Source organism: Pseudobacteroides cellulosolvens ATCC 35603 = DSM 2933 (assembly GCF_001262605.1).
Classification (GTDB): Bacteria; Bacillota; Clostridia; order Acetivibrionales; family DSM-2933; genus Pseudobacteroides; species Pseudobacteroides cellulosolvens.
The window spans coordinates 1,944,528-1,962,361 of record NZ_LGTC01000001.1 but is presented as its reverse complement, the minus strand read 5'-3'; the positions used below and the strand labels follow the sequence as shown (position 1 = coordinate 1,962,361).

The 17,834-nt window shown below is 38.9% G+C and carries 7 protein-coding genes; all 7 read left to right on the top strand.

Translation table 11 applies throughout. The features are described from left to right. The 7 genes from Bccel_RS08070 (at position 1) to Bccel_RS08040 (ending at position 17,817) form a co-directional block, all read left to right on the top strand. The gene (locus tag Bccel_RS08070) at positions 1–3,168 is read left to right on the top strand and encodes a non-ribosomal peptide synthetase (protein WP_050753269.1); all 3,168 of its coding nucleotides are present in this window, start codon (positions 1–3) and stop codon (positions 3,166–3,168) included. A 2-nt stretch (positions 3,169–3,170) separates the two neighbouring features. Next, on the top strand, positions 3,171–4,499 hold the full coding sequence (locus Bccel_RS08065) for a glycosyltransferase (RefSeq protein WP_050753268.1): 1,329 nt from the start codon (positions 3,171–3,173) through the stop codon (positions 4,497–4,499). Between the two features lie 28 nt (positions 4,500–4,527). Further along, on the top strand, positions 4,528–9,651 hold the full coding sequence (locus Bccel_RS08060) for an SDR family NAD(P)-dependent oxidoreductase (protein WP_050753267.1): 5,124 nt from the start codon (positions 4,528–4,530) through the stop codon (positions 9,649–9,651). Between the two features lie 31 nt (positions 9,652–9,682). After that, entirely contained in the window at positions 9,683–11,554 is a 1,872-nt protein-coding gene (asnB, locus tag Bccel_RS08055; protein WP_036941354.1) for an asparagine synthase (glutamine-hydrolyzing), read from the top strand. Between the two features lie 49 nt (positions 11,555–11,603). Then, complete coding sequence (locus tag Bccel_RS08050) at positions 11,604–15,740, top strand: non-ribosomal peptide synthetase (RefSeq protein ID WP_050753266.1); 4,137 nt, start codon at positions 11,604–11,606, stop codon at positions 15,738–15,740. Between the two features lie 51 nt (positions 15,741–15,791). Continuing rightward, complete coding sequence (gene sbnA, locus Bccel_RS08045) at positions 15,792–16,760, top strand: 2,3-diaminopropionate biosynthesis protein SbnA (protein ID WP_201781949.1); 969 nt, start codon at positions 15,792–15,794, stop codon at positions 16,758–16,760. 85 nt (positions 16,761–16,845) lie between these two features. Then, positions 16,846–17,817 (top strand): ornithine cyclodeaminase, encoded by a 972-nt coding sequence (locus Bccel_RS08040; protein ID WP_036941356.1) that lies wholly within the window; start codon positions 16,846–16,848, stop codon positions 17,815–17,817. Positions 17,818–17,834 lie beyond the last annotated feature (17 nt).

The window sequence follows — 17,834 nt, the reverse complement described above, 5'->3', positions numbered from 1 at the left end:
ATGAATGAAAATTTATTAGTATCCATTGAAGAATTTGAAGATACTAGGAAGTACTGGCAGGAAAAGCTATCTGGAGAGCTTAACGAACTCAATCTACAGTATGATTATAAAAGAACTTCTGAATATAGGAGAGGACAAAAACGTCTGGTATTTGGAAAAGAATTGTCCGAAAGGATTCTTGGAGTATGCAAGAACCAAGACCTGCTGCTTTTTATGTTGTCTATGGCAGTAATGAAGGTTCTGCTGGCAAGGTACACAGGACAAAATGATATTATCATTTCATCACCCGTATATACTACTTTGGAGGAGAATTATGATTATAACAAGTGTATTGCTTTCAGGGATTATATCGATGATGAATTGAGCTTCAAGGAACTGCTGGTGAATATAAGAAAGACTATTACAGAAGGTTATAAGAACCAGCATTACCCTATGGAGAATATATTTGACCACCTGGAAATACAGGACTTAAGACCTTTCTTACACAGGTTTATCATATATATGGAAAATATCCATAAAAGTGTCGATATAAATGATATTCTGGATGCACCTGAAAACCATCTCACCATTTCCATTGTAAGAACCGGGGACGGCTTGGAAGGAAGTATTTTTTACAATGCTGCATTATTTAGAGAAGATACAATAGAGCGTATTTCGAAACACTATCTCAATATCTTTGAACAGGTGATGAAAGATATAAATATCAAGCTAACCAATATAGAGCTGCTTTCAGAGGATGAAAAGCAGCGGCTGACGGTTAATTTCAACAATACAGAAGCAAGTTGTCGTATGAATAAAACCATCACAATGATTTTTGAAGAGCAGGTAGAAAAAACTCCTTCGCATCCAGCGGTAATCCTTGAAAATGAAGTGATTACCTATCATGACTTGAATGAAAGAGCAAATCAGCTTGCACGTGTACTTAAGGAAAAGGGACTTAAAACGGAAGGTATAGTTGCAATCATGGCAGATTACTCCATTGAACTGATCGTAGGCATTATGGGAATAATGAAGGCCGGGGGAGCTTACCTTCCTATAGACCCTGGATACCCTTCGGATAGGGTAAACTACATGCTGGAGGATGCCAATGTTGATATCATATTGACACACCAATCATTAGCGAGCAAAATCTCATTTAAAGGTGAAACGATATATTTGGATGACAGTAAGCTGTACAATGGCGATAATGCCAATCTGAAAAGTCCAATCCAGCCGGAAAACCTAGCATATGTGATCTATACATCAGGATCTACAGGAAGACCTAAAGGGGTTATGATAGAGCACCGCAGTCTTATCAACTTTATAGATTGGCGAATAAAAAACTATAACTTTACTCCGGCAGACAGGATTCTGCAGCTTATTTCTGTATCCTTTGACGGATTTGGGGCAAACCTCTATTCAGCCATACTTTCTGGAGGTGCACTTGTCCTTCCGGGATTAAACCGCCGTGGTGATTTTAAGTTTATAAGCGGCCTTATCAAGGGGAAAAATGTTACAAATATGAGTGTTGTTCCTGCAATGTATAGAGCAATCCTTGATAACGCCTCCGAAGGTGATTTGAAGACACTGAGAATGGTAGTGCTGGCGGGAGAAAGAGCTGACAGCGAATTGATCGGTTTAAGCAGAAAAATTGCCGGAGAGATTCTACTTATCAATGAGTATGGTCCTACAGAAAACAGTATAACAACAACATCATTAATAGGTATGAAGCAGGATAATGTTGGAGTCATCGGACGTCCTGTTGCGGACAATAAAATATTCATTCTGGATAAGAGGAACAGGCTTGTACCTGAAGGAGTTCCGGGAGAACTATGCATAACTGGAAGCAGCTTATCAAGAGGCTATTTAAACAACCCTGAGCTTACGACAGAAAAGTTTGTGGAAAATCCCTTCGCAGATAAATCGGGATCCAGCTATTGTCAATACATGTACAAAACCGGTGACATAGCTCGATGGCTTTCTGACGGGAACATAGAGTATCTTGGAAGAAAAGACTTCCAGGTAAAGATAAGAGGTTATAGGGTTGAGTTGGAAGAAATAGAAGATGCCATCCTTAAATTGGAAAATGCAAAACAGACTGTAGTGTTGGACAGGGAAGACAAATCAGGCAACAGGTATATTTGTGCCTATGTTGTGTCAGATGAAAGAATGGATTGGGAGGAAATGAGAGAAAGTCTTTCCAGGAAGTTGCCTCATTATATGGTGCCATCTCGTTTTATACAACTGGAAAATCTTCCTTTGACACAAAACGGTAAGTTGGACAGAAAAGCACTTCCGGATCCTGACGATACTTCTGATACTGGAGCATTGTATAAAGCACCGGAGAATGAAACCGAAAAAATACTGGCAGAAATATGGAGTGGAGTACTCAATATAGAAAAGATAGGAATTCACAATAACTTCTTTGATCTTGGCGGAAACTCCATGCTTTTGATGCAGGTAAATTCACGGGTAGAAAAGCATTTCCCAGGATGTATAAACATTACTGACCTGTTTGAACATACAACCATTTGCAAATTGGCCAAATTTATTGAGTCTAAAAAAACAAAAAAGGATAATGCTGCTGTTATAAAATATATAACCTTCCCGGAAGGGTATTTTAGTCGCGATGTGCAGGAAAGTTCCAATACCAATCTGCGTTTTGAGGTTTCAGGACAGCTTTTTAACAGGCTGAAAGAAATTTCAACAAAGGAGAAGGTGGAATTAAACCTGGTAATGTTATCCTTATATATTACTCTGTTGGCAAAAATCACACAGAAAAACCGTGTCATCCTTCATACAGCCATAGATAAAAAGGAGCATGTTTACTTGGTTGAAGCTGATATTGAAGAAGTAGAAGACTTTTCAGAGCTTATTCAATTGATAGACAGTTATATCAAAAGTATGAAGGGAACATGCTATACGATAGATGATATTTTAAGAATGGGAGTTCGAAAAAGCGATAAAGATGTTTTTCTTATGTTTTGTAAAAACGGTCATTTAACAGCATCCCGGGGATTGTTGGATGTTTATGATGTTGTACTGGAATCAAATGATGAGGAAAACCGGATTTGTTTTACCTGCGAATATGATGCAGGGAGGTTGAAAGGTGATATGATTGAACATTTAATAAGCAGTTACCTGAAATTGGCTGGTGTGATGGTGGATCATTATGAGGGGGAATCATAGGAATGGAAAAAGTTAAAATCCTCCATGTTCTCGAAAAGTTTACAACCGGAGGGGTAGAAAGGTTTATTATCGATCTTGTAACCCATTACGACAAGAATAAATATGAAATGGCTGTTTTAAGTTTATCTCCTAAATCAGGGGATTTTATTTTTGATAAGGAGCTTGAACGTAATGATGTCAGGATACTCTTTATGGAAAGCCAAGATGGTAAGCTCGGAGGTTTTTTGAGATTTATACGCATAAATAAAATAATCAGAGACTTCAAGCCTGACATCATACACTCTCACATGTATAGCTTAAGGTATTGCATGCTGCCGGCAATACTTAACAGGATTCCTGTAAGGATACATACTGTGCATGTAGATGGGCTTCTAGAGACTAATTACATAGGAAACAGATTGAAAGGGAAATTTTTTAAGGCGTTTAAGCTTTTAAAAGGGAAAGCTCCACACAGGGTTAAGAAACTTATTGGTGAAATCAATGGAGGTGATCCTGCCGCAAATACATATAAAGGCATTTGCTTCAATAAGAATTCAAAGATATATAAAGCCATCAATATTAATGAATTTACTGAACAGGCATGCACTGGGTCAAGACTGATGGATATAGCATTCAGGTACTTCAATTTCATTCCGGTTGCGGTTTCTGAAAATGTTAAAGAATCGATAATGAAGGTATTTGAATTGGAGAATATCCATATGATTTATAACGGGGTCGATATAAGCAGGTTTAGTCCGGGAATGGATCAAAGAGATGATAGGGAGATACGCCTTATTAATGTAGCAAGGTTTGAACAGGCAAAAAATCAGGAGATGTTGCTGGATTCATTTGAAATGGTGGTCAAGGAATGCAAAAATGTTAAGCTTTTACTTGTAGGTGACGGAGAATATAGGCAGAAAATAATGAAGAAAGCTGTAAGGATGAATCTTACAGACTATGTAGAGTTTCTGGGTATAAGAAGTGACGTGCCGGCACTCTTTGCCTCCAGTGATATTTTTGCATTTCCGTCCATTACAGAAGCCTTTGGGTTGGTTTTGGTGGAAGCTATGGCATCAGGTTTGCCCATAGTTTCTACGACAATTGGTGCTGTGCCGGAAGTAGTAATGAACGGAATTAGTGGAATTTTGGTGGAGCCGAACAACCCTGAAGCTTTTGCAGAGGCAATCATCCGGTTGGTAAAAAATAAGACCTTAAGGGATGAAATGGCAAGGAATGCTGCTCAATCTGCCGGCAGGTTTGAATTGAAAAAAATGATAATAAACTATGAGAACCTTTACGGGGAATTGTATGAAAGGCATCATTGCAAAAAAGCCTCTGCTGCTGTGAAATAATAGCGTTGTTATATGAAAGGGAATAAAAATGGGTAAAAAGCTTGTTGATTTGATTGATATCGAGGAAATTAAAACAGGAAGCGAAAAAAGGATAGAAATGGTATCAGGCAGAGATATTGCAGTTATTGGTATTTCTGTGAAATTCCCTATGGCCGATAGCATCGACGGTTTGTGGTACAACTTGATAAACGGAATTGACTGCATAAGGCATATCCCTGACGGCAGACGGAAAGACATAGAGGATTATTATTGCTTTACAGGCAGGGAATTAAGCGAAGCAGCATATGAAAAAGCTGGTTATTTGGATCATATTCATAATTTTGACTACGCATTTTTCGGTTTGTCACCAAAAGAAGCAAGTCTTATGGATCCAAACCAAAGGCTGTTTCTTGAAACCTCATGGAAGGCTGTTGAAGATGCTGGGTATGGAGGCGGAAAACTTGCCGGAAGCAGGACAGGGGTATATGTGGGATTTTCAGGTGAAAACGAGTATAAAAAACTGATCGGGGATGTAGAACCGGAACTGCTTTCAATGGCAGTACCCGGCAATCTATCTCCTATCGTAGCCAGCAGAATATCATACTTAATGGACTTTAGGGGTCCAAGTATGGTGGTAAATACTGTGTGTTCTTCCTCTCTTGTTGCTGTTCACCTGGCATGCAGGGCAATTAGAAGTGGTGAGTGTGACTTGGCCATAGCAGGTGGTTCACAGATTTATGTTCTTCCGGTGAGAGAGGTAAAGATTGGTATAGAATCCTCTGATAACAAAACTAAAACGTTCGATGACAATTCGGACGGAACTGCCGGGGGTGAAGGCATAGCAGCAGTGCTGTTAAAGCCCTTAAGCAAAGCTTTGAAAGACAGAGATCATATTTATGCCGTGATTAAGGGTAGTGCAGTGAATCAGGATGGAAACTCCATAGGAATATCCGCCCCAAACCCTGCAGCTCAGGAGGATGTAATCATCAGGGCATGGAAAGATGCCGGAATTGACCCGGAAACGGTTACTTACATTGAAGCTCATGGTACAGGAACCAAACTAGGTGATCCAATAGAAATTGAAGGAATACAAAGGGCTTTTGGAAGGTATACAGACAAAAAACAGTTTTGTGCTGTCGGTTCGGTGAAATCCAACATTGGACATTTGGATGCTTCTTCCGGTATTGCAGGATTTATAAAGGCAGCGTTAGCTCTAAAGAATAAAACAATTCCGCCATCCCTTCATTTCAGCAGACCTAACAGGAAAATACGGTTCCATAAATCTCCGGTATATGTTGTTAATAGGCCACAAGAGTGGCTATCAGAGGGTACAGCATTAAGGTGTGGTGTGTCATCCTTTGGATTTAGCGGCACAAACTGCCATATAGTTTTGGAGGAAGCACCTGCTGTTTATAAAAAAGGTGAAGAGCTTATGGAATTAAAAATACTGACTTTGTCTGCTAAAAGCGAAGAAAGCCTTGAAAGGCTGGTGGAAGAATATATTGAACAACAGGACAAAATTATTGCAGAAGGGCTAGATAATGTCTGTTTTACTGCGAATACGGGAAGAGGACATTATGGTTTCAGACTGGCTGTGATATTAACTACTGATCAGGATTTTCAAGAAAAGCTGGAACTAATTCATAAACAAGGGATAAAGACATATCCGGATCAGGGAATATATTTTGGTTCCGACAAAGACATATACAAAGACAGAGGTGCTGGAGGAAGCGGAGAAATTACATCCCTGAAGGCTGGGATCATGAGTGAAGAAGCAAACAAAAAGATAAATGAATTCGTTGGCACGAAAAGAAGAGATAAAAAGATTTTACATGAAATATGCAGGCTGTATGTAGAAGGTGTTGATATGGATTGGGATGGATTTTATTCCGGGGAGATAAGAAACAGGGTCTGCGTGCCTACGTATCCTTTTGAGTCTACTCGCTGCTGGCTGCAAATACCTGTACGGCAATACCCAATGTATCATACAGTAGTATGGAAAAATGAGGACTTAAATCTGTTGGAAAAAAGTGCAGACGAGGGAATTGTTTTAATACTTGAGGATGTAAACGGTATAGGAAAAGAAATAGCAGTAAGGCTTAGAAATGACGGCATGACGGTCATAGAAGTTGAGTGTGGAAATGAATATAAGAAAAGTAGCACAATCAATTATACCATTTCAGGGGATGAAGAAGATTTTAAGAAGCTTTTTGCAGATTTAAGAGGTGAAAAGATAGCCCGAATTGTCCACATGTTTTCAATAACATCAGCTACCGTTGACAGTGTAAAAAAACTGGATGAGAAACTTGATAATGGAGTTTTAAGCTTATTTCATATGTATAGATCTTTGGAAAGTGTAGGAGTTAAAGATCTGGATGTTGTATTGCTGTCACAGTATGTCAATGAAGTGGATAAAAATGAAAAATGCATTAATCCTGAAAATGCCGCAATGTTTGGACTGGGTAAGGTAATAAATATGGAAAACCCAGAAATAAGGTGCAGAGCCATAGATGTAGATGGAGAGACCAATATAGAACAAATGATCTTGGAAATCTATGCCGGATACAAGGAATACAATGTTGCCTACCGCAGAGGAAAAAGATATATACAAGAATTAGACTGTATTGATGCGGAAGAATACAGAGAGAAGGAAATAAAGCTTAAACATGATGGAGTTTATATTATTACTGGAGGCTTAGGCGGATTAGGACTTGAAACGGCAAAGTTTTTGGCTTCAAAAGGAAAAATAACCATTGCCTTGCTAAGCCGAACAAAAATGCCTGAAAGGGAAGAATGGGAAGCAATTTTAAAGAACGGTACCGATAAAAAGCTTTGCAGCAAAATCAAAGATATATTATATATTGAAAAGACAGGTGCAAGGCTGGTTTGCTGCAGTGTTGACGTATCAAAGGAAGAAGAATTAAGAGAAACCGTTGCAAGGCTGAAAAGCCGTTTTGGGAGGATTAACGGAGTTGTTCACAGTGCAGGAATAGGTGCCGGGAAGGAAGGCGTAAGCATAAGAAATGATACTGAAGAAATATTCAAAGAGGTATTGAAGCCCAAAATACAAGGAACATGGCTTTTGAAACAGGTTACCGGGGATGATGCTCCTGACTTTTTTGCAGTATTTTCTTCACCTATCACACTTATGGGCGGAGCAGGATCGGGAAGTTATACTTCTGCAAACGCATATCTGGATTCCTTCACAGCTTATAACAACAAGCTTGGAAATAGGACTATTGCTATGAGTTGGGCACCTTGGGAAGAGACGGTAAAAGCTGCGGGTTTGGTAATGGATAAGAGCAGGCATATGTTTGATATTCTTTCAACAACTGAAATAACCGGATCTTTCTGGGAAGTACTAAACAAAAACAGTCCTATGGTGATTGTAGGAAGAATAAATTATAAAAGTATACTGTTTTATCTGGAAGATTATTTGGCTTTTAGAATTTCCCAAAGGATAAGATCACAAATGGAAAGACTTAGTGCCAGAAACGAAACTTCCAGAGAAAACTTAAGCATACTTAAAACTGCAGATGTAAAACTTACTGGACGTGAACATGGTTGGTATTCAACTTCAGAAAAACAGCTTGCTAATGTCTTGGGACAAGTGCTTGGATACAATGAATTAAACATAAACCATAATTTCTATGAACTTGGAGGAGATTCCATTATTGCTGCTAGAGCTGTCGGCATTCTCAACAAGCAGATGGGTTTAAACATTAAAATTGCTGATCTGCTGAAAAACCCAAATCTTCGGGAGTTTGCACAATATATAGAATTGAAGTACCTCGGAAAAACAGGAGAAGGTGACAAATATTCTGAAATTCCTATGACAGGAAGAAAAGATTTCTATAAAGTTTCATCCTCCCAGAGAAGGGTTTACCTGATGAACCAGAATGATAAAACTGGAATAAGCTGGAATATACCTTATGCACTGATTGTTGAAGGAAGCTTTGACCTGAAACGATTTAGGGAAATATTAGGTTGCCTGATAAATAGGCATGATTCTTTGAGAACCTCATTCCATGAAGTGAAAGGTGAAATTGTACAAAAAATACATGAAGATACTGAGTGCCCAATTAGCATCCGGGAAGCTTATGAGGAGGGTATGGGAGAGATCATACAGGAATTTATCAAACCTTTTGATCTGAACAAACCACCGCTTTTTAGGACTGGCATTGTAAGGTTTAATCCATTAAGGCACCTGCTGCTCTTTGACATTCATCATATTATTGCAGATGAAGTCTCTATGGAGGTCCTGGTTGGTGAAATTACCAGCTTGTATGAAGGCAAAAATCTTCCGGAACTAAGGATACAGTATAAGGACTTTGCACGATGGCAGGATGAGCTTGTAGCCCGGGAATGCTTCAAAGAGCAGGAACAGTATTGGCTCAATGTGTTTTCCGGTGAAATACCAGTGCTTGAGCTGCCGACTGATTATCCAAGACCGGCTGCTTATAGTTCGGAAGGAGAGAGGGTGGTCTTTGAATTTGAAAAGGAACTTTCAGCAAGAATTAACAGGCTTGTACTTGAGACCAGGACAACTCCCTATTGGGTGTTGATGGCTGTTTTCAATATCCTGCTGCATAGATATTCAGGTCAGGACGATATTGTGGTAGGTGTCCCGGTGGAGGGAAGATTCCATCCCGATCTTCAGAATGTGATAGGGATGTTTATTAATGTACTTCCATTAAGAAACTATCCATGTGCAAATAAAACATTCATGAGGTTTCTGGAGGAAGTGAAAGAAAACCTGCTTAAAGCATATACTCATCAGGAATATCCTTTTGATGTTCTTGTGGAGAGGTTGAAAATAATTAAAAGTTCTAACCGTAGCCCGTTGTTTGATGTTTCATTCCAAATCCATAAAACAGTCCTTAGGGAGATCATTTTGGAAAATAACATCAAATTCCTTCCCGTTAAAATGGAGAATAAAACATCAAAACAGGACATACTGCTTGAGGCATTTGAAACTGAAGACAGGTTTTATTTTGAATGGGTTTATAACACATCACTTTTTACTCGTGAGAGTATTGAACAGATGGTAAAATCTTTTATTCACACAGCAAGGGAAGTGGTACAAAATCCATATATTAAGCTTAGGGACATTAGGCTTATATCGGGGCTAGAGAAAAGCACCTTACTGGCGGACTTTAATGAAGAACTTTGAATATTACAGGATTGTTGATTGAGGGGATTATATGTGCGGAATATGCGGAATGTTTGATATGAGGAATGACCACAGGGCAAATATCGGTACAGTATCCGGAATGACAGAAAAAATACTTCATCGCGGCCCTGATGGAGTGGACTACTATGTTAAAGATAATATAGCATTGGGATTTTCAAGGCTCAGTATTATCGACTTGGAAAGCGGAATGCAACCCCTATCCAATGAAGACGGTTCCATAGTTCTTGTATGTAATGGTGAAATCTTTAACTATCTGGAGCTGAGGAGGGAACTGATAGCAAAAGGCCATAGGTTTAAGACCAACACTGATGTAGAGGTGATAGTTCATCTTTATGAGGACAGCGGCCCGGATTTTATTGAAAGGCTTAATGGACAGTTTGCATTTGCCATTTTTGATTCAAAGAGGAATATGCTGCTTTGTGCAAGAGATCATGTGGGGATAGCCCCTTTTTTTTATACAGTGGTTGAGGGTGTTTTTGTATTTGCCTCGGAGATTAAAGCACTTTTGGAGTATCCAGGTGTAAGCAGGGAGGTTGACCTTGTTGCATTGGATCAGATATTGACATTTCCGGGAGTCATTAGCCCAAGAACACTGTTTAAAAATATAAACAGCCTGGAAAATGGGAATTATCTTACCGTTAATAGCGATGGATTCATTAAAATTAAGGAATATTGGGACTTGATTTACCCTGAAGCAGGGGAAATCATTGAGAGTATGGATGAAAGTGATTACATCGAAAAACTGGACGAGCTTATTGAAAAAGCAGTAAAATACAGGCTTCAAGCTGATGTGCCTGTAGGTTTTTATATTAGCGGCGGACTTGATTCTTCTATTATTGCCTCTAAAATAAGACAGGTAAGTCCAGGGCTAAAGAGACATTCCTTTTCCATTGATTTTGCATCAAAAGATATATCTGAAGTGAGATTCCAAAGAATGATGGCTGATTATGTGGAATCCATACACCATGAAAAACTTTTTCACTTTGAAGATATCAGTAAACGACTTAGAAAGGTAGTCTATCACTCGGAAAGTGCACTCAAAGAGACCTATAATACAGCTTCCCTTTCCTTATCCGAGCTGGTAAAAGAGCAGGGTATAAAGGTGGTGCTGACAGGGGAAGGTGCAGATGAGCTGTTTGCAGGATATGTCGGGTACCGATTTGACAAGCTGAGACAAATGCAGCCTGGGCAAGTAGCCCAAGTTTCGGCCTTAGAAAGCCGGATCAGAGAAGAAGTATGGGGTGACGAAACTTTTTTCTATGAAAAGGATTATAAGGCTTATGAAAGTACAAAACTAAATCTTTATTCCAAGGGGATAAATGATATCTTTGAGAGTGTTAACTGCTTAAACTATCCGGTCATAAAAAAGCAGCGAATTAAAAACCGTGATGTACTTCATAAACGGTCATATATAGACTTTAAGCTGCGTCTGCCCGAGCATCTGCTGGCCGATCACGGCGACAGAATGTCCTTTGCAAATTCAGTCGAGGCAAGATACCCGTTTCTTGACAAGGATATCATCGAATTCGCCAGGATTGTTCCCCCGGGTCTTAAGCTAAAAGATTTTAATGAAAAATATATATTGAAGAAACTTGCGGAAAGCTTTGTACCTGATGAAATAATCAAAAGGCCCAAATTTACTTTTGTGGCCCCGGGAAGCCCGGACCTGTTAAAACAGAATACAGAGTATATCCAAGATATCCTTTCCTTTGACAGGATTCAAAGGCAGGGATATTTTAACGCAGATATGGTAGAAAGCTTAAAGAATCAGTATAAAACGGAAGGGTTCAAATTAAACCTTCCGTACGACAGCGACATGCTCATTATTGTGATGACCTTCGGGATTTTTTTGGAGGAATTCAATTTACCCGGATTGAGATAAGGAATGCATAAACTATGAACTAATATTAAATGAAGGAGTGTGGTACATATTGAATAATACAATTCAAAGCAGATTAAACGAAGCATTTGACAAATATGCTGGTAAGACCGCTCTTGAGTATGGAGACAAAAGAGTGACATATGGTGATCTTAATAGAAAATCAAAGCAGATTGCCAACTACATTATAGGAAAGGGTATGCAAAAGGGTACATTGATTGGAGTATTAGCCGAGAACAGGGCTGAGCTTATTTCAACCATTATAGGAATTCTTAGAGCAGGTTGTGTATTTGTACCCCTTGATTCTTCATATCCTGTGGACAGGTTACGCTCAATGATTACTTCTACAAGAGTAAAGCTGATATTTACCGACGGATGTGCACCAGATGAGCTTTGGGTTCAGCTGAAGGATGAGAAACAAAACACTGAGGTAGCTGTAGTGGATGAGGAATTCTTTAACACCAATGACACATTATTATCCAACATACCGGAAGCTGTTGTAAGTCCTGATGATATGATCTATATTTATTTTACATCAGGAACAAGCGGAAAGCCAAAGGCCATTGCAGGGCAGAACAAAAGCCTTATGCACTTTATAAACTGGGAAATCAACACCTTTGGTATTGATCAGAATTCACGAATTAGTCAGTTTACCTCCTGTTGTCATGACCCGTTTTTAAGAGATGTTTTTGTACCCTTATGTTCAGGGGGGACTGTTTGTATTCCCCCAGACAAGGAGACAATACTCATTACAGGCAAGCTGGTCAATTGGATAGAAAAATCTGAGATTACATTGATTCATTGTACCCCAGGTCTTTTCAGGATATTTGGTTCAAGCATTCTAACTGCGAATAACTTCAAATGCTTAAGGTACATACTACTTGCCGGTGAAAAGATTGTTTCCAACAGTCTTGCACTCTGGTATTCGGTTTTTGGAGATAGGATCCAGTTGGTGAACATGTATGGTCCTACAGAGACTACCCTGGCTAAAGTGTTCTATTTAATAAAGCCTTCAGATGTAAAAAACAAAAGCATCCCCATAGGTAAGCCGATTGATGGTGCTAAAGTGATTATACTCGATCAGGAGATGAATATCCTAAGTCATGGTGAAGTGGGTGAAATCTATATACGTACTCCTTATAGGACAATGGGATATTATAACGATCCTGAGCATACAAGCTTAAGGTTTATTCCAAATCCCTTTAGCAATAACACTGAAGATCTAATTTACAAAACCGGAGATTTAGGCAGGCTGCTTCCGGATGGAAATATAGAATTTTTAGGCAGGGCAGACCGGCAGGTAAAAATCAGAGGGTTCAGGGTTGAACTGGGTGAAATTGAGAATAGATTATTGCAATTACCCGACGTTCAAGAATGTGTAGTTGATTTCAGGGAGTATAAAAGCTCTTCAATCCTGCCGGATGAGATTGTATACTGCACGAAGTGCGGACTTCCGTCTACATATCCCGATACCGTATTTGACTTGAAAGGTGTTTGCAATACATGCCGTGCATATGAGAATTACAAGGATAAGTCTGAAATGTATTTTAAGAGGCTGGAGGAGCTTTTGCCGAAATTTGAAAAGGCCAAAACCGATAAGAACAGCGAGTATGACTGCTTGCTGTTATACAGCGGCGGAAAGGACAGCACTTATGTTTTATACAAGCTCGTTGAAATGGGACTTAGGGTACTGGCATATACTTTTGACAATGGGTTTATTTCGGAAGTTGCATTGGAAAATACACAAAAGATAGTAAAGGAATTAGGTGTAGATCATATAGTTGATCGCTATCAACATATGAACCGAATTTTCACAGAAGGTTTGAAAGATGAAAGCAGTGTATGCAACGGATGCTTTAAAGTTCTTAGGGCACGCAGCACTAAAATGGCATATGAGAAAGGCATTCCGTTAATTGTTACCGGTTTTTCAAGAGGTCAAATTTACGAACTCCGTCTATCAGAACTCTTTAAACATAATATTTTTGATTTGAATGATGTAGAACATAAGATTTTTGAACAAAGAATGATGTATTTCAGCAAGAAGGATTATGTATCGGATGTTATGGGTTCCGAGATTATTATAGATAGAGGAATGCTCAAAAAAGTGGAACTTATTGACTTTTACAGGTATTCGGATATTACAAAGGAGGAGATCCTTCAATTTTTGAAAAACAAAAGTACTCATTGGCACAATCCATTGGATACCGGATACTGTTCCAGCAATTGCAGGATTAATGATGTAGGTATATATATACAGCGAAAGGAACGTGGTTTTGATAATTATACCTACCCTACCAGTTGGGAGGTCAGAACAGGGCATATTCCGCTGGAGCAAGCCAATAAAGAACTTAAAGGAGAAGTGGATACTGTAAAGGTAAAAGATATTCTGAAAGAATTGGGGTATGATGAGCAATTAAAAAACAAAGGATCTCAGGAGGAATGTCTTGCGGCATACTTTACAGCCGATAGAGACATTCCAGGTCATGAACTTATGGCACATTTGGAAAAGAGACTTCCGGAATACATGGTGCCGTCATATTTCATAAAGTTGCCTAAAATTCCTTTGACAACAAATAAGAAAATAGACTATAAAGCACTTCCTGATCCCAGGAAAAGTACCAATAAAGAATTCATACCTCCAAGGGATGATATTGAAAAGGAAGTGGCTGGAATTTGGACTGAGATTTTGGGTGTTGAAAAGATAAGTGTGAGTGATAATTTTCTTAAGATCGGCGGGCATTCACTCAACCTCATGACGCTCATATCAAAGATCTACCAGAAATTTGGGGTGGAAATTCCGTTGGGGGAAATTTTCAACAGTGCAACACTTGAGGGAATAGCAAAATATATAAAGGAAAGCGTAAACATAACTTATGACTCCATTGCTCCTGTAACAAAAAGAGACTATTATCCTGTTTCTGATGCTCAAAAAGTTATTTTTACCTTAAGCCAGATGAAAGGCAAAAAGAGTGTAGGGGTTACCTATAATATTCCTTCAGCAGTGGTTGTACAAGGTAAAGTGGATGCGGCTAGATTTGAAAAGGCACTTAATCAGCTAGCACAAAGGCATGAGGTCCTTAGAACGTCCTATGCTTTTGTTGATAATAATCCGGTACAGGTAATACAAGAGCATGTGGAAATAAAGCTGGATATTCTGGAACGTGAAAATGGGAATATCGACGACATCGTTCAAGAACTTATAAAACCTTTTGATTTAAGTAAGGCACCATTGTTAAGGGTTTGCCTTATCAAACTAGATGAAGATAAACATGTGCTGTTTTATGATATTCACCATATTATTTCTGATGGTGTATCGGTAAGCATATTGCTAAAGGATTTCCTTAGTCTGTATAGAGGCGAATATCTGCCGCCGCTCCGTATTCAGTATAAGGATTATCTGGAATGGCTCAATGGAAGTCATGGTACTGCCGATTTGCAAAGGATGGAAAAATACTGGGTAGACATTTATAAAGATGGGGCCCCTGAGCTTACCATGCCTTTAGACTATGAAAGACCCTGGATGCAAAGTTTCGAGGGAGACAATATTTTCTTTGAAGCAGAAAAAGACTTGACCGCCAAGCTGGAAAAAGTGGCCGAAGACACTGGAACAACGGTGTTTATGGTGCTTCTTGCAGCTCTTTATATAGTGCTTTCCAAATACTCCAAGCAGGAAGATGTTGTGGTAGGGACACCTATCACGGGGAGACCCCATCCTGAACTGGAAAACCTGATGGGTATGTTTGTCAACATTATTGCTTTAAGAAACCGTCCTGAAAGTAGTAAATCCATACGAAGCTTTTTGCAGGAAGTAAAGGATGCTTCCCTAAAAGCTTATGAAAACCAGAATTACCCGTTCGGAAGACTTGTTAGCAAACTTGGGGTGCAAAAAGGGCTGGGAAGGAATCCTCTGTTTGATGTAATGCTTATATGGCAGAACGTAGAAAAACTGGTTATGGAAATTGACCAGCTTAAATTCACTCCCTACAATATATCCAAAAAGTCAGCAGAATTTGACATTACATTGGAGGCAGAAGAAAGAAAAGGTGCTATATTCTTCAGGTTGGAGTACTGTACAAAATTGTTCAGAAAGGAAACCGTACAAAGGTTTGCCAAGAGCTATCTAAAAGTGCTGGACAGGCTTGCGGGCAATCTTGATATTCAAATTAGGGATATCGCTCTTAATGATTAAAAATTTCTTACATGGAGCCTTTACTGTAATAAAGGCGAGGAGGTGATTAGGGTGATTTGTGAAAACATCCTTGAAAGGGTCGGAAATACACCGTTAACTAATATTATATCGGGGGATTTGGACATTGAACTGTATGCGAAGCTGGAATATTACAATCCAACAGGAAGTGTAAAAGATAGAGCTGCATCATATATTATAAAAAAACTTCTGGATTCTGGTGAGATAGATCAGGATACAACACTGATAGAATCATCTTCAGGAAATTTCGGCATTGCCTTGTCTGCGTATTGTAAGCAATACGGGTTGAAGTTCTTATGTGTGATAGACCCACATATTAATCCTATTAACGAAGCTATCATCAGGAAACTGGGGCACTCAGTTGTAAAGGTTGCAGAGCCGGATGCCAGCGGAGGTTATCTTTTGAACCGCATTAAAAAGGTAAACGAACTTCTAATGGATATCCCCAACTCTTATTGGGTAAACCAGTATGGTAATCCTTATAATTCAGAAGCATACTATAACACATTGGGTGCTGAGATATGCAAAAGCTTTGAAAATATTGACTATATATTCATGGGAGTCAGCTCAGGGGGAACAATTACAGGAGTTTCACGAAAATTAAAAGAAAAATTTCCAAATATCAAAGTAATAGCTGTGGACATTGTAGGATCGGTAATCTTTGGAGGTCCTGCACAAAAAAGATATATACCTGGAATTGGTTCAAGCATGGTACCTGATATTTTAAAACAGGCTAAAATTGACGATGTGGTTATGGTTGATGAGGTATCAACAATCAAAATGTGCCATGAGCTTTTGGAAAAACATTATATTTTTGCCGGCGGTTCGTCCGGCTCTGTATTTCATGCGGTAAAACAATACTTTCAAGGTAAGAAATTTAATACAAAACCCAGGGTTCTAACCATATTTGCTGACCGGGGAGACAGGTATTCAAGTACAATTTATAATGAAGCCTGGTACAGCAACTTTACTCAAAAGGTTACAGCTGTAAAAGCGATTTAAACCTGAAAACCTTGGTGGTTAGGTAAAAAGCTTGTTGTATCGCCATGGTTTTCATGTTAAAAAATACTTTTTCAAGGAGAATCAAATGATTTATCTTAATACAGGTGATATTCAAAAGATAGGTATAGACTGGAATGAAACCATCAATGTTATTGAAAAGGCTGTCAGGTGCCTTGAAAAAAGGGATTTTTCCCAGCCGGTCAAACCTTACTTAAGATATAGGGATTTAAAGAACAGAATAATTGCCATGCCGGCTTTTATCGGAGGAGAATTTAATGTTTCGGGAATCAAATGGATTGCAAGCTTTCCGGATAATATAAATAAAAGTATTCCGAGGGCTCACAGCGTAGTTATCCTCAACAATGCTGACACAGGAAAACCTGAGGGAATTGTAAATACTGCACTCTTAAGTATTATCCGCACCGCTTCAGTAAGTGGATTGGTTCTTAAATACTTTGATATAGCGAGAACCCTCAAAAACTTCAGCCTGGGGATTATTGGCTGGGGGCCTGTGGGAATGCACCATTTTAAAATGTGCACAAGCCTTTTCGGGGATAGGATATCAACCATTTACCTATATGATATAAGACCTATTGAAAAAGATCACCCTATTTTAGCACCATACAAAGAAAAGGTTGTTTTTTCCTGCGATTGGAAGGAAGTCTATGAGCAGTCGGATGTTTTTATTACCTGTACTGTGTCTAAGGAAACTTATATAGAACATAAGCCCAAGCAGGGGTCTCTTCAGATGAATATTTCTCTCAGGGATTACAAGCCGGATATTTATGAGTATGTAAAGGAATCAATCATTGTGGATGATTGGGACGAGGTTTGCAGGGAAAATACCGATATTGAGGTCATGAGCAGGGAAAAAGGACTAAAAGAAGAAGACACCCGCTCTATTATCGATATAGTTTGTAATGAGTGCATGAAGGATTATGACAAGAGCTGTCCTATTATGTTTAACCCTATGGGGATGGCTGTTTTTGATATATCCATAGGATCATATTACATGAATAAAGCGTTAAACAGTAACATTGGGGTGGAACTTGAATAGTCGGTCAAGCATGGATA

Bases quoted from the DNA above. Each gene is read 5' to 3' on its own strand.
- asnB (WP_036941354.1), top strand. From the start codon at position 9,683: ATGTGCGGAATATGCGGAATGTTTGATATGAGGAATGACCACAGGGCA.
- Bccel_RS08060 (WP_050753267.1), top strand. From the start codon at position 4,528: ATGGGTAAAAAGCTTGTTGATTTGATTGATATCGAGGAAATTAAAACA.
- Bccel_RS08040 (WP_036941356.1), top strand. From the start codon at position 16,846: ATGATTTATCTTAATACAGGTGATATTCAAAAGATAGGTATAGACTGG.
- Bccel_RS08070 (WP_050753269.1), top strand. From the start codon at position 1: ATGAATGAAAATTTATTAGTATCCATTGAAGAATTTGAAGATACTAGG.
- Bccel_RS08065 (WP_050753268.1), top strand. From the start codon at position 3,171: ATGGAAAAAGTTAAAATCCTCCATGTTCTCGAAAAGTTTACAACCGGA.